The sequence below is a fragment of the Streptococcus mitis genome (assembly GCF_003942865.1).
Classification (GTDB): domain Bacteria; phylum Bacillota; class Bacilli; order Lactobacillales; family Streptococcaceae; genus Streptococcus; species Streptococcus mitis_BI.
The window spans coordinates 71,258-95,448 of record NZ_RJNZ01000001.1 but is presented as its reverse complement, the minus strand read 5'-3'; the positions used below and the strand labels follow the sequence as shown (position 1 = coordinate 95,448).

At 37.4% G+C, this 24,191-nt stretch carries 24 protein-coding genes and 1 pseudogene; 12 read left to right on the top strand and 13 right to left on the bottom strand.

From position 1 onward, the window contains the following. Positions 1-3: 3 nt before the first annotated feature. The 12 genes from D8845_RS00480 (at position 4) to D8845_RS00425 (ending at position 12,106) form a co-directional block, all read left to right on the top strand. Positions 4-1,005, top strand: a complete 1,002-nt coding sequence (locus D8845_RS00480; protein WP_125452035.1) for a hypothetical protein — start codon at positions 4-6, stop codon at positions 1,003-1,005. Further along, complete coding sequence (locus tag D8845_RS00475; RefSeq protein ID WP_000658758.1) at positions 1,002-1,199, top strand: hypothetical protein; 198 nt, start codon at positions 1,002-1,004, stop codon at positions 1,197-1,199. Before D8845_RS00480 ends, D8845_RS00475 begins: the two co-directional genes overlap by 4 nt. A 37-nt stretch (positions 1,200-1,236) precedes the next feature. Further along, positions 1,237-1,929 carry a YjjG family noncanonical pyrimidine nucleotidase gene (locus D8845_RS00470; RefSeq protein ID WP_125452033.1) on the top strand — a complete coding sequence of 231 codons (693 nt, stop codon included), beginning with the start codon at positions 1,237-1,239 and terminating at the stop codon, positions 1,927-1,929. A gap of 61 nt (positions 1,930-1,990) precedes the next feature. After that, positions 1,991-2,644, top strand: coding sequence for a uracil-DNA glycosylase (locus D8845_RS00465; protein WP_125452031.1), 654 nt, complete (start codon positions 1,991-1,993; stop codon positions 2,642-2,644). A 9-nt stretch (positions 2,645-2,653) separates the two neighbouring features. After that, positions 2,654-3,118 (top strand): NUDIX hydrolase, encoded by a 465-nt coding sequence (locus tag D8845_RS00460; protein WP_125452029.1) that lies wholly within the window; start codon positions 2,654-2,656, stop codon positions 3,116-3,118. A gap of 12 nt (positions 3,119-3,130) precedes the next feature. Beyond that, positions 3,131-4,399 carry a dihydroorotase gene (locus tag D8845_RS00455; protein WP_125452027.1) on the top strand — a complete coding sequence of 423 codons (1,269 nt, stop codon included), beginning with the start codon at positions 3,131-3,133 and terminating at the stop codon, positions 4,397-4,399. Between the two features lie 41 nt (positions 4,400-4,440). After that, positions 4,441-5,802: a sodium-coupled multidrug efflux MATE transporter PdrM gene (gene pdrM, locus D8845_RS00450; protein ID WP_125452025.1), complete on the top strand. Its 1,362-nt coding sequence runs from the start codon at positions 4,441-4,443 to the stop codon at positions 5,800-5,802. Positions 5,803-5,955: 153 nt separating this feature from the next. After that, on the top strand, positions 5,956-6,924 hold the full coding sequence (locus D8845_RS00445) for a thiamine pyrophosphate-dependent dehydrogenase E1 component subunit alpha (protein ID WP_125452024.1): 969 nt from the start codon (positions 5,956-5,958) through the stop codon (positions 6,922-6,924). Positions 6,925-6,939: 15 nt separating this feature from the next. Next, positions 6,940-7,932 (top strand): alpha-ketoacid dehydrogenase subunit beta, encoded by a 993-nt coding sequence (locus tag D8845_RS00440; RefSeq protein WP_125452022.1) that lies wholly within the window; start codon positions 6,940-6,942, stop codon positions 7,930-7,932. 331 nt (positions 7,933-8,263) lie between these two features. Beyond that, entirely contained in the window at positions 8,264-9,307 is a 1,044-nt protein-coding gene (locus D8845_RS00435) for a dihydrolipoamide acetyltransferase (protein WP_033685023.1), read from the top strand. Positions 9,308-9,353: 46 nt separating this feature from the next. After that, on the top strand, positions 9,354-11,057 hold the full coding sequence (lpdA, locus tag D8845_RS00430; protein ID WP_125452020.1) for a dihydrolipoyl dehydrogenase: 1,704 nt from the start codon (positions 9,354-9,356) through the stop codon (positions 11,055-11,057). A 59-nt stretch (positions 11,058-11,116) separates the two neighbouring features. After that, positions 11,117-12,106 (top strand): lipoate--protein ligase, encoded by a 990-nt coding sequence (locus D8845_RS00425; protein WP_125452018.1) that lies wholly within the window; start codon positions 11,117-11,119, stop codon positions 12,104-12,106. Positions 12,107-12,178: 72 nt separating this feature from the next. Here the strand turns inward: D8845_RS00425 and xerS are convergent, their stop codons facing one another. The 13 genes and pseudogenes from xerS to D8845_RS00355 form a co-directional block, all read right to left on the bottom strand. After that, the gene (gene xerS, locus D8845_RS00420; protein WP_125452017.1) at positions 12,179-13,249 is read right to left on the bottom strand and encodes a tyrosine recombinase XerS; all 1,071 of its coding nucleotides are present in this window, start codon (positions 13,247-13,249) and stop codon (positions 12,179-12,181) included. A 560-nt stretch (positions 13,250-13,809) separates the two neighbouring features. Then, a complete protein-coding gene (locus D8845_RS00410; RefSeq protein WP_125452013.1) occupies positions 13,810-15,360 on the bottom strand; it encodes a ClC family H(+)/Cl(-) exchange transporter in 1,551 nt (516 codons plus the stop codon). A 16-nt stretch (positions 15,361-15,376) separates the two neighbouring features. Further along, a complete protein-coding gene (locus D8845_RS00405) occupies positions 15,377-16,156 on the bottom strand; it encodes a ribonuclease HII (protein ID WP_125452011.1) in 780 nt (259 codons plus the stop codon). Further along, entirely contained in the window at positions 16,143-16,994 is an 852-nt protein-coding gene (gene ylqF, locus D8845_RS00400) for a ribosome biogenesis GTPase YlqF (RefSeq protein WP_125452009.1), read from the bottom strand. The genes D8845_RS00405 and ylqF overlap by 14 nt, the downstream gene beginning before the upstream one ends. A gap of 361 nt (positions 16,995-17,355) precedes the next feature. After that, a complete protein-coding gene (locus D8845_RS00395; RefSeq protein WP_260467925.1) occupies positions 17,356-17,928 on the bottom strand; it encodes a glycosyltransferase in 573 nt (190 codons plus the stop codon). Positions 17,929-17,952: 24 nt separating this feature from the next. Beyond that, complete coding sequence (locus D8845_RS00390; protein ID WP_185757318.1) at positions 17,953-18,543, bottom strand: acyltransferase family protein; 591 nt, start codon at positions 18,541-18,543, stop codon at positions 17,953-17,955. Beyond that, entirely contained in the window at positions 18,507-18,941 is a 435-nt protein-coding gene (locus D8845_RS00385; protein ID WP_125452005.1) for an acyltransferase family protein, read from the bottom strand. Before D8845_RS00385 ends, D8845_RS00390 begins: the two co-directional genes overlap by 37 nt. 17 nt (positions 18,942-18,958) lie before the next feature. Further along, a pseudogene (locus D8845_RS00380) lies at positions 18,959-19,188 on the bottom strand (NAD(P)-binding protein); the annotation flags it as partial. Positions 19,189-19,225: 37 nt separating this feature from the next. Further along, a complete protein-coding gene (locus D8845_RS10185; protein ID WP_221762775.1) occupies positions 19,226-19,474 on the bottom strand; it encodes a CpsB/CapC family capsule biosynthesis tyrosine phosphatase in 249 nt (82 codons plus the stop codon). 78 nt (positions 19,475-19,552) lie between these two features. After that, positions 19,553-20,665 (bottom strand): glycosyltransferase, encoded by a 1,113-nt coding sequence (locus D8845_RS00370; RefSeq protein ID WP_125452003.1) that lies wholly within the window; start codon positions 20,663-20,665, stop codon positions 19,553-19,555. Next, positions 20,662-22,227, bottom strand: coding sequence for a lipopolysaccharide biosynthesis protein (locus tag D8845_RS00365; protein ID WP_125452001.1), 1,566 nt, complete (start codon positions 22,225-22,227; stop codon positions 20,662-20,664). The genes D8845_RS00370 and D8845_RS00365 overlap by 4 nt, the downstream gene beginning before the upstream one ends. Next, positions 22,228-23,190 (bottom strand): capsular polysaccharide synthesis protein, encoded by a 963-nt coding sequence (locus tag D8845_RS00360; protein WP_125451999.1) that lies wholly within the window; start codon positions 23,188-23,190, stop codon positions 22,228-22,230. Positions 23,191-23,195: 5 nt separating this feature from the next. Next, complete coding sequence (locus tag D8845_RS00355; RefSeq protein ID WP_125451997.1) at positions 23,196-24,191, bottom strand: galactofuranosyltransferase; 996 nt, start codon at positions 24,189-24,191, stop codon at positions 23,196-23,198.

Genomic DNA, 24,191 nt, shown 5'->3' with positions numbered 1-24,191 from the left:
TTTATGGATGAAGTTTTATTTTTTGGAGAAGATGACTTCGATATTCTTGATATTGATGGTTATGAACTAAAACCCTCATCGTTTTTTAATAAGTTACCAGAAATAGCCAAACCTTTAGTCAAAAATGCAACTAAAATCTTATCTGAAGTAGAAAAAATGTTATATTCTGCTCCAGCCTTTATCAATGTTGTCCAATCTAGTATACCTGAAGAGGTTTTTCAGGCAATTCTTTCTCCAGAACAACGGGAACAAATTGCTCAAGGAGTGTTAAAATTAATGACAAAGAAAGATGGCTCTCTCTTGGCGGTATTAGTAGATACTAATACTAATAAAGTCATTGGAAATGTACCATTGAAATCTGTTAAGTTGACACCAGAATTAAATAAAGCATTAGCCGATTATTCGTCACAAATTCAAATGGCTCAGATTGCAGAGGAGATTCAGAATGTACAATATGCTATTGAGGACGTCAGAAAAGGACAGGAGTCAGATAGACTTGCAATAGCCTATAGTTGTCAACAGAAACTCTTGCAAGCTAGAGAGATATCAGATTCAAGCATTAGAACAATGATGTTACTGCAAGTTATTTCAGATGCAGAAGATAGTAGAAATCTCTTAATGCTTAGTCAAAAATCAAATGTGAATTTTATTAAAGAACAACCAGATTCTACTTGGGGTAAGTTATTAAAAGGGGATAAACCAGATAAAATTGAAGCTCGTATGAATGAAATTAGAGATGGATTAGCAGCTGTAAATATCGTTTCACTATCAGCAGCACTAGCCTATAATGAGTTAGGCGAGAAAAAAGCTGCTCAAAAAAGTTTGGATTACTTTGGGAAATTTATTAACGAAACTTATCTCAGTTCTCAGGAATTAGTAGAGAGACTTGATTTACTTGATCCTTCTCCTACAAATTACTGGACAAAAGAATTGCCAAAAATTGAAACTTCTATAATGAAATTACCAAATAAACCAGATTATATTGAGACAGAGGTGCTAGAATGAAAGAAATAAAAAAATGTAAGACATGTACTAGGGATTTACCATCAAGTTATAAGCACAATAAGTGCGAATCGTGTAGAAACAAAAAAATAGATGAAGCAAAAAAGATACTTAAAGTTGTTGGACAAGTTGGAAGTGTGGTTACTCCAGTTGTAGTTGGTATGTTGATGAATAAAACTAAGAAAAAGAAGAAATAAACTAATCTATTAAGTACCTAGAAAGGAAAACCTCAAATTGTCCTACAAATTTCTACTTTTCGACCTTGACCACACTCTTCTTGATTTTGATGCTGCTGAGGATGTGGCTTTGACCCAACTTCTAAAAGAAGAAGGGGTTGCAGATATTCAGGCCTATAAAGACTATTACGTTCCTATGAACAAGGCTCTCTGGAAGGACTTGGAGCAAAAGAAAATCAGTAAACCAGAGCTGGTTAACACGCGCTTTTCTCGTTTATTTGCTCATTTTGGATTTGAGAAGGACGGTGCTTTACTTGCCCAGAGTTACCAATTTTACCTTGCCCAACAGGGCCAAACTTTTTCAGGCGCTCATGAGCTCTTAGATAACCTTATCGAGCGAGATTATGAGCTGTATACTGCGACAAATGGAATAACTGCCATTCAGACAGGGCGTTTGGCTCAATCTGGTCTAGCACCTTATTTCAATCAAGTCTTTATCTCTGAACAGTTGCAAACACAAAAGCCTGATGCTCTCTTTTATGAAAAAATTGGTCAGCAGATTGAAGGATTTAGCAAAGAAAAGACGCTGATGATTGGAGATTCTCTAACCGCCGACATTCAAGGTGGCAATAATGCGGGGATTGACACTATCTGGTACAATCCTAATCACCTCGAAAATCACACACAAGCCCAGCCAACCTACGAAGTCTATTCTTACCAAGACTTGCTGGATTGTTTAGATAAACTGTAAAAAGTGGTTTAGATAGCCACTTTTTGCTATAATAGAGGCAGTAAAAACGAAGGAGTCGGCTATGGAACATTCGTCTTGGCATGCTTTGATTAAGGAGCAATTACCTGAGGGTTATTTCGGGAAAATCAATCAGTTTATGAATCAGGTCTATGCTCAAGGGACTATTTATCCACCCAAGGAAAAGATTTTTCAGGCTCTCTTGACAACACCGCTTGAAGACGTTAAGGTGGTGATTCTAGGGCAAGACCCCTATCACGGGCCAGGTCAAGCGCAGGGTTTGAGTTTTTCTGTACCGGACTCTATCCCAGCTCCGCCATCCTTGCAAAATATCTTGAAAGAATTGTCAGATGATATCGGGGTCAAGAAATCTCATGATTTGACAGCTTGGGCTGAACAAGGAGTCTTGCTTCTTAATGCTTGTTTGACGGTTCCTGCTGGACAGGCCAATGGGCATGCTGGTCAGATATGGGAGCCTTTTACGGATGCTGTGATTCAGGTGGTCAATCATCTAGATAGACCAGTCGTTTTTGTACTCTGGGGAGCTTATGCACGCAAGAAGAAGGTCTTGGTTACCAATCCTCATCACTTGATTATCGAATCAGCCCATCCCAGTCCTTTGTCAGTTTATAGAGGATTTTGGGGTTCCAAGCCTTTTTCCAAGTCCAATGCATTCTTAAAAGAGACAGGACAAGAGCCAATCGATTGGCTTAGATAAGGAGAGAATATGCCTCAGTTAGCGACGATTTGCTACATTGATAACGGGAAAGAACTACTCATGCTTCATCGCAATAAAAAGCCAAATGACGTCCATGCGGGTAAATGGATTGGTGTGGGTGGTAAGCTAGAGAGAGGAGAGACACCTCAGGAGTGCGCGGCGCGTGAAATCCTTGAAGAAACAGGACTGAAAGCCAAGCCAGTTCTAAAAGGTGTTATCACTTTTCCAGAATTTACGCCAGATTTAGACTGGTACACCTATGTTTTTAAAGTGACGGAGTTTGAAGGGGACTTGATTGATTGCAACGAGGGAACGCTAGAATGGGTTCCTTATGACGAGGTTTTGAGAAAGCCGACTTGGGAAGGTGACCATACCTTTGTTGAGTGGCTTTTAGAAGATAAACCCTTCTTTTCAGCCAAGTTTGTTTATGATGGGGATAAATTGTTGGATACCCAAGTCGATTTCTATGAATAAAGGAGAAAGCAGATGCTACTAATCAAAAATGGTCGTGTAATGGATCCCAAGTCTGGTTTGGATCAAGTGTGTGACGTTTTAGTCCAAGATGGGAAAATTATCAAAATTGCGCCTGAGATTAAAGAAGAAGGAGCAGAAATATTAGATGCTAGTGCTCTTGTAGTTGCTCCTGGTTTGGTCGATATTCATGTGCATTTCCGTGAACCTGGTCAAACACATAAAGAAGACATTCATACTGGTGCCCTAGCAGCCGCTGCAGGTGGTTTTACAACTGTTGTCATGATGGCTAATACTAGTCCAACCATTTCAGACGTGGAGACTTTGCAAGAAGTTCTCCAGTCAGCTTCCAAAGAGAAGATTAATGTTAAGACGGTTGCGACCATTACTAAAAACTTTAATGGCCAAGATTTGACTGACTTTAAAGCACTTTTAGAAGCAGGTGCGGTTGGTTTCTCAGACGACGGTATCCCACTTGAAAGTAGTAAAGTTGTCAAGGAAGCCATGGAGGAAGCTAAAAAGCTTAATACCTTTATTAGTCTTCATGAGGAAGATCCAGGATTGAACGGTGTTCTTGGCTTTAACGAAAATATTGCTAAAGAACATTTCCATATCTGCGGTGCGACTGGGGTGGCTGAGTACGCTATGATGGCGCGTGATGTCATGATTGCCTATGCAACTAAGGCTCATGTTCATATTCAACATTTATCTAAGGAAGAAAGTGTTAAAGTAGTTGAGTTTGCTCAGGATCTAGGTGCGCAAGTCACAGCAGAAGTGGCGCCACAGCATTTTTCTAAGACCGAAGCGCTCCTTTTGACACAAGGAAGCAATGCTAAGATGAATCCGCCACTTCGTTTGGAATCAGACCGTCGTGCCGTGATTGAAGGTCTCAAGTCAGGTGTCATCACAGTTATCGCGACTGACCATGCGCCTCATCATGCAGATGAGAAAAACGTTGAGGATATTACCAAAGCACCATCTGGTATGACTGGTTTGGAAACATCTCTTTCTCTCGGTTTAACTTATTTGGTGGAAGCTGGGGAGTTAAGCCTGATGGAATTACTCGAAAAGATGACCTATAACCCAGCCAAGCTTTATAACTTTGAAGCAGGTTACTTGGCTGAGAATGGTCCAGCGGACATCACTATTTTTGATGCTAAGGCTGACCGCCTTGTGGACTCCCATTTTGCTTCCAAAGCAGCTAATTCACCATTCATTGGTGAAAGCTTAAAAGGGCAGGTTAAATATACCATCTGTAAGGGACAAATTGTCTATCAAAACTAGGTGGGAGTCTGCTCTATAAACAAAAAGAATAGAGAGCCTATATGTACCAGACCCATCATTTTAAAGACAAGTTTATCTTATTTTTAAAGATATTTTTCCCTATCCTGATTTATCAATTTGCCAATTATTCTGCATCCTTTGTTGATACGACTATGACTGGCCAATACAATACCATGGACTTGGCTGGTGTATCTATGGCAACCAGTATCTGGAATCCTTTCTTTACATTTCTAACAGGTATTGTTTCAGCCTTGGTGCCCATCATTGGTCACCATCTTGGTCGAGGCAAAAAGGAAGAGGTTGCGTCTGATTTTTACCAGTTCATCTATTTGGCCTTGGGTCTATCTGTGGTCTTGCTGGGGATGGTACTTTTCTTGGCACCACCAATCTTGAATCATATTGGACTAGAAGCGCCAGTGGCGGCAGTAGCAGTTCGCTATCTCTGGTTTTTATCTATCGGGATTATCCCCTTGTTGCTCTTTAGTGTCATTCGTTCCTTGCTGGATTCGCTGGGCTTGACCAAACTGTCCATGTACCTCATGCTTTTGTTACTTCCTCTCAATAGTGGATTTAACTATCTCTTGATTTTCGGTGCCTTTGGTGTTCCAGAACTGGGAGGTGCTGGTGCTGGTTTAGGTACTTCCTTGGCTTATTGGGTTTTGCTTGGAATTTCTGTTCTAGTTCTATTTAAGCAGGAGAAGCTCAAAGCCCTACATCTTGAGAAACGTATTCCACTTAATATGGATAAAATCAAGGAAGGAGTTCGTTTAGGTCTGCCTATTGGGGGAACTGTCTTCGCGGAAGTGGCTATCTTTTCCGTGGTTGGCTTGATTATGGCTAAGTTTTCGTCCTTGATTATTGCTAGTCACCAGTCAGCTATGAACTTTTCAAGTCTTATGTACGCCTTCCCTATGAGTATTTCATCGGCTATGGCTATTGTTGTTTCCTATGAAGTGGGAGCCAAGCGATTTGATGATGCGAAAACCTATATTGGTCTAGGAAGATGGACAGCTCTTATTTTTGCGGCCTTCACCTTAACCTTCCTTTACATTTTTAGGGGAAATGTGGCTAGTCTTTATGGTAACGACCCAGAATTTATCGATTTGACAGCACGCTTTTTGACTTATAGTCTTTTCTTCCAGTTAGCAGATACCTTTGCGGCACCGCTTCAGGGAATTTTGCGGGGGTATAAGGATACAGTTATTCCTTTTTACCTTGGTTTGGTTGGTTATTGGGGTGTAGCAATCTCAGTGGCTATGGTATTTGATTCCCTAACAGATTTTGGAGCTTATTCTTACTGGATCGGTTTGATTTTTAGTCTAATTGTGAGTGGGGCTCTCTACCGTTGGCGTCTAACTGTGATTACGAAGAGATTTGAATCTTTAGTAAAATCTAAACGCTAAAAAGTTTGTGAAAAAATATTCTTGATAAGGAAATCCCTTGTTTCCATGGGGTTTTCTTTTTTATTTTGTGAAATTTTCTTTAGAAAAACTTTGACAGTATTTGCCAAAAACGGTAAAATAGTAAGGTAAGAAGAAACTTAGAAAGGCAAGAAGATGTCAACTTTAGATAAAAATCTTTTGCTAGAGATGTTCCGTAAGATGGAAGAAATCCGTCGTATGGACTTAAAAATTGCGCAATTAGTAAAGAAAGGGAAAGTGCCAGGAATGACGCACTTTTCTGTTGGAGAGGAAGCCGCTAACGTGGGGGCTATGTTGGCTCTCAATCCAGATGATCTAATTACCTCAAACCACCGTGGTCACGGACAAGCTATTGCCAAAGGGATTGACCTCAATGGAATGATGGCTGAAATCCTTGGTAAATACACTGGAACTTGTAAAGGGAAAGGTGGATCTATGCATATCGCCGACCTTGATGCTGGGAACCTTGGTGCCAATGGTATCGTAGGTGGTGGTATGGGAATCGCTGTTGGTGCATCCCTCAGTCAACAAATGCAAAATACTGGAAAAATCGTAGTCTGCTTCTTTGGTGATGGTGCGACTAACGAAGGTGTTTTCCACGAAGCAGTAAATATGGCTTCTATTTGGAACCTGCCAGTCATTTTCTATTGCATTAACAACGGTTACGGTATCTCTGCGGATATCAAGAAAATGACCAATGTAGAACATATCCATCAACGTAGCGCCGCTTATGGAATTCCTGGAATGTTCATCGAAGACGGTAACAATGTCATTGATGTCTATGAAGGATTTAAGAAAGCTGTAGATCATGTTCGCAGTGGCAATGGGCCTGTATTGATTGAAAGTGTTACTTATCGCTGGCTTGGTCACTCATCATCTGACCCTGGTAAATATCGTACGCGTGAAGAAGTGGAATTGTGGAAACAAAAAGACCCGATCGAAAACCTTCGCAAGTATCTCATTGAAAACACTATTGCAAGTGCCGAAGAATTGGAAGAAATCCAAACGCAAGTCAAGGAAGCAGTAGAAACTTCTGTTAAATTTGCAGAGGAAAGTCCATTTCCACCGCTTGAATCAGCCTTTGAAGATATTTACGCAGACTAAGGAGAAAGAGATAAAATGGAAACAAAAACAATGTCCTTCCGTGACACCATTATCCTTGCTATGTCTGAGGAAATGCGTTGCGATGAAAATGTATTCTTGATGGGAGAAGATGTCGGTGTCTTTGGAGGAGACTTCGGTACTTCTGTTGGAATGCTTGAAGAATTTGGTCCAGAACGTGTCCGTGACTGTCCGATTTCTGAGGCTGCCATTTCAGGAGCAGCAGCAGGAGCAGCCATGACAGGACTTCGTCCAATCGTTGATATGACCTTCATGGACTTCTCGGTTATTGCCATGGACAATATCGTCAACCAAGCTGCTAAAACACGTTACATGTTTGGTGGTAAAGGTCAGGTTCCAATGACTGTACGTTGTGCAGCTGGTAATGGAGTTGGATCTGCAGCCCAGCATTCACAATCTCTAGAGTCTTGGTTCACTCATATCCCAGGACTTAAGGTTGTAGCACCAGGTACACCTGCTGACATGAAAGGACTGCTCAAGTCTTCTATCCGTGATAACAACCCAGTTATCATTCTTGAGTACAAGTCAGAATTTAACCAAAAAGGGGAAGTGCCAGTTGATCCAGACTACACAATCCCACTTGGTGTTGGGGAAATCAAACGCGAAGGAACGGATGTAACAGTTGTTACTTACGGAAAAATGCTCCGTCGTGTGGTTCAAGCTGCTGAAGAATTAGCAGAAGAAGGAATTTCTGTTGAGATTGTTGACCCACGTACCCTTGTTCCGCTTGATAAGGATATCATCATCAACTCAGTGAAGAAGACTGGTAAGGTTGTTCTGGTCAACGATGCCCACAAAACAAGTGGCTATATCGGAGAGATTTCAGCTATTATTTCAGAGTCAGAAGCGTTTGACTATCTAGATGCACCAATCCGTCGTTGTGCAGGAGAAGATGTGCCGATGCCTTATGCACAAAACCTAGAAAATGCAATGATTCCAACAGTTGAAAGCATCAAAGATGCCATCCGTAAAACATATAACAAAGAATAGAATTACATAAAATAAGTTATGTAACCAAAATGAAGCCGACGAGAAACTTTGTATTTTTTAGGTGCAGAGCTCTTCGTCCTTAATATCTTAGATTAGAACTCGGGCTAAAGTCTGTGTGAAAAAGATAAACTTTCCTAGAAACTAAAGTTTTTTCGTCAAGTTTACTATTTTCACTTTGACTTTTTACGCCCTTTGTATCATTTAATTGAATTCGGACGGAGGTCTGCGAAAAAAAGATAGATTTCCTTGTGTTCATCGAACACATCGTCAATCTCCTATTTTTTCATCGCCCTCTGCGTCCTTAATATCTTAGTATAGAATTGGAGAGGTCATGGCTGATGACAAGCTAAGAGCGACTCCTGCAGCTAGAAAGTTAGCGGATGATTTAGGGATCAACCTCTACGACGTTTCTGGCTCAGGTGCAAACGGTCGTGTCCACAAAGAAGACGTGGAAACTTATAAAGACACAAACGTGGTTCGCATTTCGCCACTTGCAAAACGAATTGCCCTCGAACATAATATTGCTTGGCAGGAAATCCAAGGAACGGGTCATCGTGGTAAAATCATGAAGAAGGATGTTTTGGCCTTGCTTCCTGAAAATATCGAAAACGACACTATCAAATCTCCTGCTCAGATTGAAAAAGTGGAAGAGGTTCCTGATAATATCACTCCTTATGGTGAAATTGAGCGTATCCCAATGACACCAATGCGTAAGGTTATTGCCCAACGTATGGTTGAATCTTACCTAACTGCGCCAACCTTCACACTCAACTATGAGGTTGATATGACTGAAATGCTGGCTCTTCGTAAGAAGGTGCTTGAACCAATCATGGAAGCAACTGGAAAGAAGACTACTGTAACAGACCTTCTTTCACTTGCAGTTGTTAAGACTCTTATGAAACACCCATACATTAACGCTTCATTGACAGAAGACGGCAAGACTATTATCACTCACAACTATGTCAACCTTGCGATGGCAGTTGGGATGGATAATGGATTGATGACACCAGTTGTTTACAATGCTGAGAAGATGAGTCTTTCAGAGCTGGTTGTTGCATTCAAAGACGTCATTGGCCGTACCTTGGATGGTAAATTGGCTCCAAGTGAATTGCAAAATTCAACATTTACAATCAGTAACTTGGGAATGTTTGGCGTTCAGTCCTTTGGTCCTATCATCAACCAACCAAACTCAGCTATCCTTGGTGTCAGTTCGACAATTGAGAAACCAGTTGTTGTCAATGGTGAGATTGTGATTCGCCCTATCATGAGCCTAGGATTAACCATTGACCACCGTGTCGTAGATGGCATGGCTGGAGCCAAGTTTATGAAAGACTTGAAAGAATTGATTGAAAATCCCATCTCAATGTTGATTTAAGAACAAGAGTAGTCATTTTTAAAGATATAGATAAAGGAAGGAAGACATGGCCTTAGAAGTAATTATGCCAAAAGCCGGCGTGGATATGACAGAAGGACAAATCGTCCAATGGAATAAAAAAGTCGGAGAATTTGTAAAAGAAGGAGAAATCCTTTTGGAAATCATGACTGACAAAGTCAGCATGGAATTGGAAGCTGAAGAAGATGGATACTTGATTGCCATTCTTAAAGGGGACGGTGAAACTGTTCCTGTAACGGAAGTTATCGGTTACCTTGGTGAAGAAGGGGAAAACATTCCAACTGCTGGAGCAACAGCGCCAGAAGCTAGCCCAGCACCTGCAGCCAGTGCCTCAAATGACGATGGTAAGAGCGATGATGCCTTTGATATCGTCGTGATTGGTGGAGGTCCTGCAGGTTATGTTGCAGCCATTAAAGCTGCCCAACTCGGTGGTAAGGTTGCCCTTGTTGAGAAATCTGAACTCGGTGGAACCTGCTTGAATCGTGGATGTATTCCAACCAAGACCTACCTTCACAACGCTGAAATCATCGAAAACATCGGATATGCAGCAAACCGTGGTATCGTCATCGAAAATCCAAAATTCACTGTAGATATGGACAAACTCCTTGAAACCAAGTCTAAAGTTGTCAATACTTTAGTTGGTGGAGTTGCAGGTCTTCTTCGTAGCTACGGGGTTACAGTTCATAAGGGAATTGGTACCATCACTAAAGACAAAAACGTCTTGGTAAATGGTTCAGAATTGCTTGAAACCAAGAAAATTATCCTTGCTGGTGGTTCAAAAGTCAGCAAGATCAACGTCCCTGGTATGGAATCTCCACTTGTCATGACTAGTGACGACATTCTTGAAATGAACGAAGTTCCAGAAAGCCTTGTTATCATCGGTGGTGGTGTTGTCGGTATTGAACTTGGTCAAGCCTTCATGACATTTGGTTCAAAAGTAACTGTTATTGAAATGATGGACCGCATTGTTCCAGCTATGGATGCGGAAGTATCTAAGAATCTTCGCTTGATTCTTGAACGCAAAGGTATGACTATCTTGACAGGTACTAAACTTCAAGAAATCATTGAAGAAGATGGCAAACTTCGTATCAAAGTTGAAGGAAAAGATGATATCATCGCAAATAAAGCTCTTCTTTCAATTGGTCGTGTTCCAGATCTTGAAGGAATTGGTGAAGTTGAGTTCGAGTTAGACCGTGGTCGTATCAAAGTTAACGAGTACATGGAAACTTCTGTTCCTGGTATTTATGCACCAGGTGATATCAACGGTACCAAGATGTTGGCCCATGCTGCCTTCCGTATGGGTGAAGTTGCTGCTGAAAATGCTCTTAAAGGAAATCATGCTGTTGCCAAATTGAATTTGACTCCTGCAGCCATCTACACTCTTCCTGAAGTAGCAGCAGTAGGTTTGACAGAAGAACAAGCCCGTGAGAAATACGATGTTGCCATCGGTAAGTTCAACTTTGCTGCTAACGGTCGTGCTATTGCATCGGATGCTGCTCAAGGTTTCGTTAAAGTTATTGCTGATAAGAAATACGGAGAAATCCTTGGTGTTCATATCATCGGTCCTGCAGCTGCAGAATTAATCAACGAAGCATCAAGCATTATCGAAATGGAAATTACTGTTGAAGAAATGCTGAAGACTATCCACGGACACCCAACCTACTCTGAAGTGATGTACGAAGCATTTGCGGATGTTCTAGGAATGGCCATCCATTCACCTAAGAAAAAATAAAACGAAGATAGATTAGACTGGAAGGTTATTCCAGTCTCTATCGTATAAGAAGGTATCTCATGAAATACATTATCAATCATTCAAACGACACTGCTTTTAATATCGCCTTGGAAGAATATGCCTTTAAACATCTTTTGGATGAGGATCAAATCTTCCTACTTTGGATCAACAAGCCATCTATCATTGTTGGTCGTCACCAGAATACCATCGAAGAAATCAACCGTGATTATGTTCGAGAAAATGGTATTGAGGTGGTCCGCCGTATCAGTGGTGGTGGAGCTGTTTACCACGATTTAAATAACCTCAACTACACAATCATCTCAAAAGAAGATGAAAACAAAGCTTTTGACTTCAAGAGTTTTTCAACTCCAGTTATCAATACTTTGGCTCAACTTGGTGTTAAAGCTGAGTTCACAGGCCGTAATGACCTTGAGATTGATGGTAAGAAGTTCTGTGGCAATGCCCAAGCCTATATCAATGGCCGTATCATGCACCACGGTTGCTTGCTCTTTGACGTTGATTTATCAGTCCTAGCAAATGCCCTTAAGGTTTCAAAAGATAAATTTGAATCAAAAGGTGTGAAATCGGTCCGTGCCCGTGTAACCAATATTGTCAATGAATTGCCAGAAAAAATTACAGTTGAAGAATTCCGTGATTTACTCTTGGAATACATGAAAAAAGAGTATCCAGAGATGACAGAATACGTTTTTTCTGAGGAAGAATTAGCTGAAATTAGCCGTATCAAGGATACCAAGTTTGGAACTTGGGACTGGAACTATGGTAAATCACCTGAATTTAACGTCCGTCGTGGTACAAAATTCACCAGTGGTAAGGTCGAAGTCTTTGCTAATGTTGTCGAATCAAAAATCCAAGACATCAAGATTTACGGTGACTTCTTTGGTATTGAAGACGTTGCTGCAGTAGAAGATATCCTTCGTGGGGTGAAATACGAACGCGAAGATGTCCTTAAGGCGCTAGAAACCATTGATATCACACGCTACTTCGCTGGTATTAGCCGTGAAGAAATCGCTGAGGCGGTAGTTGGATAAATCAAAAAGAAGTTGGTTGTAGGACCAGCTTCTTTTTTTGATATGTATTTACATAATTTAAAATACGTAAAATCATAAACTATCTAGAGCATTTTTTTGTTCATCATTAACGATATGGGTATAGAGGTCAGTGACTTGTGTACTGGCATGTCCTAGCTGGTGACTGACCAAAACTTGCGATTTAGTGGCATCATAGAGCCTGGTTGCTAGGGTATGGCGTAGTTTATGGGGTGTTACACGGACTTTGAAGTCCTCAGAGTACTTAGCAACCATCTTTTCCACACTGGAAGCATCGATACGATTAGGAACACCTCTGTAGAGAGTCAAAAAAAGGGCTGTATCTGTTTTTTCTGTCTTATAGCGTTGATTTCGAATGGCCAGATAATTCTCTAAATAAGGCTTAGCAAAAGCAGCGACATTGACCGAGTCACGTTTGCCCCCTTTTCGAGTGACATCGATAACCATCATTTTGAGATTGAGATCTCTTAGATCCAGATTAACAGCTTCAGATAAGCGGACACCAGATGCCAATAGAAGGGCAATAATGGCCAAATCACGTTCTTTATTTTTGTTGAATGATGAGAGAGCTCGATTAGAGAGCTGTTGAGGGTACTCTTGGTCAATATAAGTAAGAAAACCTTCTGTTTCATCACCTAAAAAGAGTTTTTGCTTGATGTTTTCAGCTCTTGCAGCAAGCGTTTCTTTCTTTTTCTTTGTTGAAACTTTCTTCATTACATTACGATAGAAATAAGGTTCCCCCTGATCGTTTTCGACTTCCTCGGTTAGATACTTGTAAAGACTAGAAAGTGCTGACAAGGTTCGATTGATAGTTGTTTGTGAGACACCTTGCTTTGTTGTATTAGAATTCAGCAAAGGACGTTCACGTAGGTAAAGAATAAAAGATTCCATGTCTTTCTTAGACATATTTTCCAAGACAGATAAAGGAATATCAGACATTTTATCAGCGTTTGAAATACCAGACTCCAAAACCCAGCTAAAAAATCGATCGTATTCCTTGAGGTATTCGTACAAGGTTGTAAAACTGTAAGGTACAGCCAGCTTAGATTGATAGTATTCCAGAACATACCAGGGCATGATTTGTTTTAGTTTGTCGATTCGTTCCAGTAAAATCTCACGTTTCATGTATTTTCTCCATAAAGTAAGTCTACTAGTAGTATAGCATAGACTCATATATTTTTCAAGAAAATTATAGTTTTTCGGAAAGATGTTATAGAGTTTTTTAAAAAGACTTAAATCTGTGTAAAACAGATCTAAATCTTTGAAGTTTCTATTGTGAATCATTAGCTAGTGCTTTTTCTAGCTTCCAAATACTAAACCAGAATGAAATAGTCAACAAAATAAGGAAAGTAATAAAGAAATCACCCACTAAACTTCTGTTAATACTACACAACTGAAGAGCTATATAAGGAGCTATGAGATACAAAATACATTGTATAATTGCTATTGTTTTCTTTTTCATGATTTTAATCTTACTATACAGATTTGATACAGTAAACTCCTTTCTAGCTTTATGCTTTATCATTCCTAACTTGATTATAGTCTTATTTTTACCAAAGTTCAATTATTTGTATGTGAAATATCTTATCTGTAAAAAATAACCGATCTCATTGCTGAGAATCGGTTTTCTAGTGTATTTAATTAAGAAATTTATTTTTTACATAACATAAATTATGTAAAAAATTTTACAACATCAAATCTTTGATTTTCCCAATTTCACTTTTTGGAATAACTAGGTGAATCATATCACCGAGGTACATTCTAGTTGAGCCGTTAACTGTTTGGCTCTTGCCATTATGGACTTGGGTGGTGATGAGTACGTTATGTGGCAAGTTGAGTTCGTGTACTTGTTTTCCTGCTATTTTATCTGAAACAGGGATTTCAATGAGAGTGACTTCTCCTTCATCTGTCGCTTCTTCTGGCAGCATTTTTTCCAACATAGCCTCATAGACTGGCGCACCTTTGAGCAGATCCATGATGATGTAGGCAACTAGGGTTACCAGTCCGAGTGGCATGAGGTTGCGAATATCTCCTACCATCTCAGTTACGAGTATCATAGCAGTTAAGGGAGCTTTGGATATTGCTCCAAAATAACCACTCATTCCTAGAATGACAAATATAGGGAATTGCTCTTGACTGACAAGCCCAAGATTGACACAAATAACACCAACTAGGGCACCAAGTAAGGAGCCAAGCGCCAAAATTGGTAGGAATATTCCTCCTGGAAAACCACTTCCATAACTAATCATGCTCCAAACAAAGCGAATCAAAAAGTAAACTAATAGAACTTGGAAACTAAAATCTTGCTCAGTTAGGGAAAGAACAAGCTGATTTCCACCACCAAGGATTTGTGGTAAGAAAATTCCGACTGGTATGATGAGAATAAAGGCAAGAATTGGGTAATAAGCTCTATCTAAATGGATTTTTTGGCCAAGCCAATCATAAACTCGACCAACATTGAGCACAGCTTTCTCATAGAGAAAACCAGATAGTCCAAGAAAAACTCCCATAAGGAGGTAAATCCAATACTGATCCAGGGTCATGAGAGGGATATTATCAGGCATGTCTAGCACTGGCGTTAGGCCAAATATGAGCAGAGAAACAAAGTTTGCTACGAGACTGGCTGCTAGAGTTGAGACCCAGAAAAAGCGTGAAAAATGGTGATAGACTTCTTCTACGACAAAGAGGAGCCCCGCTATTGGAGCATTAAAGGCTGCGGCTAATCCTGCTGCAGCTCCACTAGCAATCAAGGAGCGTTCCTCTACTGGACTGGATTTGAGCCATTTGGCAATTCCTTTACCACCTACCGCTCCAAGTTGAATACTGGGTCCTTCACGCCCCAGCATGAGTCCACTTGCAATAGCAAGAATTCCTAGAATATATTTTTTCCAAAGTACGCCCCACCAGTTGAGAGTCATCAATCCCTTTAATTCGGCTTCGACTTGAGGAATTCCTGAGCCTTTGATATCTTTTTCTGACCGAGTTAATTTCGCACTGAGCCAACAAACTATTAAATAAAATAGACCAATGATAAAAAGATTGCGCACTAGATGCTCTTGATCTTGATAAAGTCCTTGTATCAGGTGGAAGCCTTTTTCGATTAAAAACCGAAAAGATCCAACGATAATTCCAACAACGAGACCAACAATGATTCCTCGTCCAACTTGGGATAATATGGTGCTCGAGGCAAAGGCAAATTCTTTCTTGGAGCTGAGTGTTTCTGACTGTTCCTCCATAATCATTCCTTCTAACTTAACTTTCTTTTTCTCCTGAAACCAGCGATTTAATGGGTTCAAAGCTGGTTCGGTGAATTGGGGTAACTCCTAGTTTTTCCAGTCCTTCTAGGTGTTTAGCAGTTCCGTATCCTGCATTAGCAGTAAAATCATAGCCAGGGAACTGGTGATCGTATTCCTTCATCAATTCATCACGTGTCACCTTGGCTACTATAGAAGCTGCTGCAATTGAAAGGGAATTAGCATCTCCTTTGATGATAGATGTTTGTGAAATGGGTAAATCCAGTTTCATAGCATCTATCAAAAGGTGCTCAGGTTGAGGACTGAGCTGGGAGATTGCTTCCTGCATGGCCAGTTTGGTTGCTTCATAGATATTGACTTGGTCGATGACTTTATTATCCATGATACCAATGCCGATTGACAAGGCTTTGTCTTGAACTGCTTGAAAAATCTCCAGATGTTTCTTTTTAGGAATTTTCTTGCTGTCGTTGAGACCTCTAATCTTACAATTTTTAGGTAAGATGACGGCTGCAGCAACTACTGGCCCAGCCAGAGGACCTCGACCAACCTCATCAACACCTGCTATCAAAGTCAATCCTTGCTTGTAAAGTTCTTTTTCGTAGGAAAGCATGGATTCCAAACGAAGATCCTCATCCAATTCTGCCTGAATGGCTTTTTTACGCTTGCTGATTTCCTTTTGAACTCCAGAGCGATTGTCCTTTTCAAGATCTAAAAAAATAGGGTTATCAAGGTCCTTGACTGTAGCAAGGAGTTTTTTGATTTCTTTAATCGTCGCCATCTAGGTCTTCCAATGTATCTAAGGTATAGTTACCGAGTTTGCCATCACGGACTTCCTTCACGAAGAGACTGTAAAAGCGGTCATAGTCGTCACGGAAACCGAGAGCACGGGTCATATCCATAATAATAACAGGCGCTTCTTCTTCAATTTTCATTTGTTTGAAGCGTTCGGCCAACTTTTCTGGATAATATTCTTTGAAATAATTGAGGCCAAAAATAGTTACCTCATCCATAGGAAGCAACTGGTCTTTAATAGCTCCGGTCAAGGCCAACTTAAGCGCAACAGTTTCATCCTCAAACTTAGGCCAGAGAATTCCTGGCGTGTCTAGGATTTCAAGATCTTTATTGGTTTTGAGCCATTGTTGCCCTTTGGTAACACCTGGTTTATTGCCGACAACGGCAATCTTCTTACCAGCCAAACGGTTCATGAGAGTTGATTTACCAGCATTTGGAATCCCGATAATCATGGTACGCAAGGTTTCGGTCTGAATCCCACGTTCTTTTTGACGAGAAATCTTATCAGCCATGAGCTTCTTGGCTGCATCTGTTACAACTTTTACAGTCACTTGCTCTTTGGAGTTGATAGCTAGCGTCTGGATTCCTTGTGATTCAAAATACTGGCGCCATTCCTTGGTTATTGCTGGATCAGCCAAGTCTGCCTTGTTTAAAATCAAGAGTTTTGGTTTGTCACCAACAATCTTGGTCAACATAGGATTTTGACTAGATAGAGGTAAGCGTGCATCCACCAAAATCGTCACAAAATCAACAAATTTTAAATTCTCCTGCACTTGTCGACGAGCTTTAGACATGTGACCAGGAAACCATTGAATAGTAGCCATAATATATCTCCTTCGGATTGAAAAAATTGTAAAAACGTTTTCTTTCTTATCCTCTATTCTATCATAAATTATTCTTTTTTGCATAAGCTTTTGTCTAGAAAAGCTATTTTATTAAGGAAAATTGAATGCAATCTCATTTTTTAATATATTAATTTTCAGAAAATACCTATCTCTAATCCATGAGATTATTAAATATAAACTTAGTCGTATTCCCTTGCAATTAAATTAATTATTCAGCTGATAAAATAACTTTTAGAAGTACTATTAAAACATACCTAATTTTATTTATGAAACTACCGGATAATGGTCTGATTGAAATGAAATTAGAGAAGACATTCTTGTCCTCTCCATCAACTTTTTATCACTCTACAAACAATTTCTCCAACTGTTTGGTTGCTGAGTCAATCTCGTAGCCGTTTTGTTCTATTAGCTGTTTCACCTTTTCTGTATCAAGCTCTCGATGATCTCTGACCGACAAAATCTTATCTGCCCAATCTTCAAGAGAATCATTCAAAGACAGACTGTTATCATAGTTATCTAGTATTCTTGCATTTGGTAAATGCTTTGCTGTTACAACAGGTAATCCATTGGCTTGCGCTTCAATGAGTACAATCGGTAATCCCTCAAAATTAGATGGAAAAAAGAAAACATCTAGAAGATTTAGCATTTTTCCGACATTAGTGGTCAAGCCTGTAAAGATGACTTTGTCTGCTACTCCATATTCTTTTGCCACATTTTCTAAAAACTCAGTATCTCCTCTTCCGATAAATACTAAGCGAGAATTGGGTTCTTTTTTGACGATTTCAGAAAAAACCTTAACACAAAAACTTTGATTTTTTTGTTTTTCATATAGGCGAGAAACTTGTCCTACGACTAAACAATCTTCTGGAATACCATATTCTTTGCGAAGTTGAAGTTTCTTTTCTTCAAAAATAAATCAAATCAGGTTTGATTCTAATTAAATTTTCAACAATACTCTAAAATATTTTACACTCCAAATAATTCTTGAAATAAAAAAACTAATACTCAACGTGACAATCAATATAATAACTGCATTATACCATAAATTATAATTTATATACTTGGCTACTCTTGCTAATACATACGTATGAACAATATATACTCCCAAAGTTAATGATGATAGCTTAACTATTAATTCATTATTTTTCAATACAATATTTTTTTCAATTTTTAAGAATAATATAAATAGTCCTATACTTACTATTTTTACAATCATTGAATCATAAAAATACTCTGCAGGTGCGTCATGATAGACATTTTTCGCTAAATAAAATAATAGTATAGGTGAAATTATAAATATTATGCTAAAACTAATCTTAATCAATTTTGTTAATTTGATTTCTTGAATATTTATCTTCCCTAAATATCCACCTAAAATATAATAGAAAAACCATGTCCATAATCTAAAAGTTTGTGGAACATATTGTTGTAGAGGTTTATGAAAAATAAAAGTATTTATCATTTCAATAACTATACCAATAACTATCAATATTAACAAAATAACAAAGTATGAATAATCTTTCTCCAATACTTTTTTACTATAGGTAATGTCAAATATATTATTATTAACGATCCAAAAAACCAAAATTGATAAGCATATCCTTTTTGAACTAATGAACCTATAATTTTCATTAATGGATTAACATTAAAATCTCTTTTGATCACCCATATCAACATATTCCATACGAATACTATAGTCAAGATTCCCCTTATTTTATTAAAAACATAACTATAAGGTAATTTTTTCTTATTCAATAAAAAATATCCATTTAACATAAAAAATAATGGTATAGCATATGTAGCTAGGTAATATAAATATGCACTTATATTATAGTTTTCTAAATTAAATCCAGGCCTAGTAGAGTGTAGTACTACAACTCCAATACAAGAAAATATTTTTAATAAATCTAATCCTAAATTTCTCAAATTATCACTCCTAAATCATTATTAAACTCAGCAAATTTATTCACATAACCCCAAACTTCTTTATTTGAAGTATGGAAGATATGTGCACCGTATTTGTGAACGTTGATTCCCTAAACATTTTCACAATAGATATTCCCACCAATGTGGTCACGTTTATCTATTACTTTTACTTTTTTCCACGCTTAGTCGCATCATAAGCAAAAATCGCTCCTGACAAACCAGCACTAACAATTAGATAATCGTACATTGCTTCTTTCTTGTATATTTAATATCTAACAAACATATTACAACAATCTAATCTCATAAATAATACCATATTTAAGAAAAAATTTGATAGACAAGATATAAAATTTCACTTTTTTCTGGATAACTTTATTCATTAACAATTTTTCTTGATTTTTCTCAAATAATTCAAGAGCCTTTGATAGGCCGTATTTATCCTTAATAATATCAAATGCTTCTTTCATATGAGTATTTCTTGTTTCCTTATTATGCATGTCACTAGCGATAAATTGAACTAAATTTTTGTACAAATACTTTTTAAAAATTTAGGCCTATTGGGTCAACCCCTCAAATAATATATTCTATATAAACAAATGTGTACTAGAATATTATTCCTGTTCAAATAACTTCTCTAACTGTCTAGTAGCAAATTTAATTTCATAGCCATGTTCACTAATTTTTTTAAGAACATACTCATTATCTAATATACGTCCATCTCTAACAGACAGAATCTTATCGGCCCAAAGCTTCCATTCATCTTTTAAAGAGAGTTTATTATCATAGTTTTCTAGAATTTTAGCATTAGGCAAATGCTTTGCTGTTACAACAGGTAATCCATTTGCTTGCGCTTCAATGAGTACAATCGGCAATCCCTCAAAATTAGATGGGAAGAAGAAGACATCTAGTAAATTTAACATTTCTCCAACATTAGTAGTTAAGCCTGTAAAAATAACTTTATCTGCTACTCCATATTGTTCAGCTAAATTTAGTAAAAATGAAGTATCTCCTTTTCCAATAAAGACTAAGCGGGAATTTGGTTCTTTTTTGACGATTTCAGAAAAAACCTTCACACAAAAACTTTGATTTTTTTGTTTTTCATATAGACGAGAAACTTGTCCTACGACTAAACAATCTTCTGGAATATGATATTCCTTTCGAAGTTGAATTTTTTTCTTTTCATCATATAAAAACTTTTCTACCTCAATGGCATTATGAATCACTAAAGCTTTTTCTCTTTCTTTTCCATGATAAAAATGGTTCAACGCTTCGGTTCCGCAGGCCCAAAAATCTGTCGCATATTTACCGACAAAAAGACGATTGACTGGATGAACAAAGCGGTAAAATTTATCTGCTGTTGCACAATGTCCATGAACAATTCTTTTTTCGATTCCGTATTTCTTTGCTAATTTTAAAAATTCTAGATGAGTCAGACCGTTTTGATTGGACCATAAAATATCATAACGATGAGCATTCTCCTTAAAGAAACAATCCCATTCCTTTAATGCCTGTTTCATATGGGGTCTTAACTTAGGAATTCTATGAACGACGAGAGGATTGTGACAAAGCTTCTTAAAATGCTCACTAAATTCAACATCTTCAGAACCTTGTAGTAAAAATTCCAGTTCAAATTCAGAGGTATTGATATGATTATAAAAATCTACCACAATTTTTTCTAGTCCACCGATATCTGGAACTAAACCACAAACTAATATTCGTTTCATATTTTTACCACCTTATTTTTTAACTTTAATACTTTTTGAATCATTAGTATAATTTGTTTACCACCTTCATGATTTCTAAATAGGAAAACGTAACTACCCAATACTGTCAAATAAAGGACGATTTTGATGATCAAACCGAAAATGAAATCTAGCTGAGTTAAGACTAAGTTATCCAGCAAACTCAAAAGTAGGAAGCTCATCCCTGCGACAGTGAAATCTTGTAACAATGTTTTAAAAAAGTCCTTAGAGGAAGCTTTCAATCCATACTTAAAGGCGCTATATGGTTCATACCATGTACAGGCCAAGACTGTTGAACAAATTGTACCCAATAAAATTCCAGATACCCCTAAATCTAAAATCGCTAAAAAGTAGAGTGAAAGAATTATATTTAATATAATTTCTGCAAGGGTTTTTTTATTTTGCTCATAACTTAAGCCATAAACTGAAATCAACGTTAGAATCGGTCTTCTATAAAAAGTTAGGAAAAAATGAAGGACGATCAAAATCTCAATCGTATAATTAAATGAAAAACTCTCACCTAACCAGATAGTCATAAATGGATGAATGAACATTAAATAACCTAAGCTAGCAAAATAAATCAGACTAAAAGTAATAAACTGGAATTTTTTTAGGAATTTAACCATATCTGCTACTGTCGTAGACTCCGAATGGACTAAGTTACCTACGGAAGAAACAACTGAATTAATCACAGTATTTAAAATCAGTGAAAGAAATCCTAAAACATAGGTATAATTCCCATAAATACCTATAGCTGCTAAGCTGACAAAACTTGCCATTAGAATACTATCTGTTTGAAAAACAATGGTTTCTCCAATACTACCGACTATATTTCCTTTGATATTTCGGATAAATTTTCCTTTTTCCTCCTGATTAATCGGTGTTATCTCATTCTTAAACAAGTAACCATACAATCTATCTACAATCCCCGACATGATGATATTCCCTATAAAATTCATGATGATACTGATCAATAGATAAAAGATATAATTTTTTGTAAAGAATAAAATTCCGATTTGCAAGCATACGCGAAGCGTATTTAATCCAAAGTCAATCAAAGTCATCACATAATTACGCTGATCGACATAAAGTAAGGTTCGTTTATAGGAGAAAAAATAGCTTGAAGCAGAATTAAATACAAAGAGGAAAAAAATCAAATATAATTCACTATTTACCGTATAATCCTTTATCATATAAGGAAGAAATAAAGAAAGTATAGCACCCAGTATAAAAATAGAAAAGCCAATGATTCTATATAATTTTTTAAAAAGAATCATAAAGGCATTGATTTTTCCATGTTCTTCTCTGTCTAAGGGTCCATATAGTGCATAGCTCATGGCTCCAGCAACCCCTAATTCTGCCAAAGACAGGATAGAAACTAAGCTAGACAAATAATTGTTTAATCCTAGATAGGTTATCCCAAGTAAATTGATAAAAATAGTTCGATTGATAAAGCCAAGAAGGACTTGAAAAGGTTGCAATGCAAGAGCTATACTTGTATTTAAGGTGGCAAATTCGGTTCTACTTTTTTTCGTGTATTTCATCTATTCCTTTAATTTTCCTTGTAAAAATTGATCGAGATAACTCTCTGGAAGAACTTCTTCTTTCTTGATTTTATAAGTCGTTTTCAAAATCGGTGTTGTTTTCAACACTTCTTCCCATTGTTTTTCATCAAAAAGATCATGGGCATGGTCTCTTAAAAACCAAACACGCTCAGCTGGTGCTAGAATAGGTAATCTATCCACTAATTCTTTAAATTCATGATTTGATTCATATTCGGACAAAATAAAATAATCCATCATCAGGTAATGAATAAAAACTGGGTATTTACGAACATAGTAAAGATATAAATCCCGAATATGTTTGAAATGAGATCCTCCTTTTTGTCCTGCCAGGAAAAAACCTGACCATTTAAAATCACCAATCGTTCGCTCCATTTGCTCAGGATATGTCGGTGGATGATTCAAACTAAAAAAGTCCCCTTCAAACATTTTTACCGTGGCGTATGGAGATACAAATAAGGTTGCATCCATCCATATTCCACCGTATTGGTATAAGAGACTAAAACGAATAATATCGGAATAATGCGCAGCTGATAATTCTTTTTTCTTGTATTTTTCGGTGATGTTTCTTGGAATATTGATGAAATCCACCAGATTTTGATCCGTCAATAAATAGAATTCACAGTCATTTCTTTTGGCGAAGTCTTTTATTGTTTTCATTGAAGCTTTTACCGTCTCAGGCATTTGATCTTCACCCTGTTGCCACATTGTCCAAATCATTTTTGGAAATTCTGTTGTTTCTTCCTCTTTTTCATTACTCGAGTCAACTAGTTGTGCTTCTTTTCTTAATTTTAGTACAAAATCCAAAAGAATCTTTCTACGAAAATCATAAAACATCTTGTCAGATTTTTGTGCAAGAAAGTAAACACATGTTAGTTCAAGGCCATAATATTTTAAAATTTGACAATAGCGAGCCATTTTTTTTTGTAAGATTTGTAGTTTCATAAACTCTACAAATTCCTTTCACATTTTTCTAAGGCTGTTTTTAGATAATCTCCTTGTCGAATTTTTCTTCCAATTCTCTTACTATTTTTAATCAGCTCTTGAAAATTTTCTTTATCAATCGAGTTTAAACAATCTGCAATTTCAAATAATGAATCAACAAGTATTCCACAATGGTTTTTTCGTACAAAATCAGCTAAAGCAGATTGGCTCCATACAATAATCGGAAAACCTGATGCTAAATATAAAGAGGCTTTATGCGGGTTATTCATTTTTAAATACTCTCCATACATCCCACTACAAGTATGGGGGCTATCTCCGTCCCAGACTAAGCCAAAACCACCATGCAAGTGATTAGAAAGTTCATCAGGAGAAAAAGCACCTTGATAATGAACGTTGTGAGGAAGATTCTCCTCTTCAAAGTTAATGCCATAAATAGAAAAATCTGGTTTTTCGGGTAATTGTCTTGCGTATTTTGTTTTCCGAATATCGAAATTTCCAGCTAACAAAATAGTTTCTTTTTCATAAGCTTTCTTCTCTTCATAATTTGGAATCAAATAATCAAATATCTCTAAGGAAATAATCTTCTCTTCCGGTATTCCCAATCGAACAAGTTCACTTTTCATCTTTTCATTATGAGCGATAATACCGTCGACTTTTTCAAGGACTGTTTTATTTTGTAAATAATGGATAATAGAGTACTTGAAATCTGTAAACGACTTGATGTTTTTATTTCTCAGGGACTCGATATCGTGAATCAGCAGATAAGCTTTGAATGTTCTATTGTTTAAAAATCTCGTTAAAATTTGTTTTTTTAAGGAATGCCATAATAATGGAAATTGAAGAACTAACACATCATTTTTTGTCAAAGTGATGGAATTTGAATCATTATTTAGGGAAAAAGGTTGATAACCTGCTTCTAGCATTATTTTTTCAGCATCTAATCTAGCTTTAGAACCTGCATGTTTGGCTTCTGCATACAATTCTTTTAAATAATAATTCAT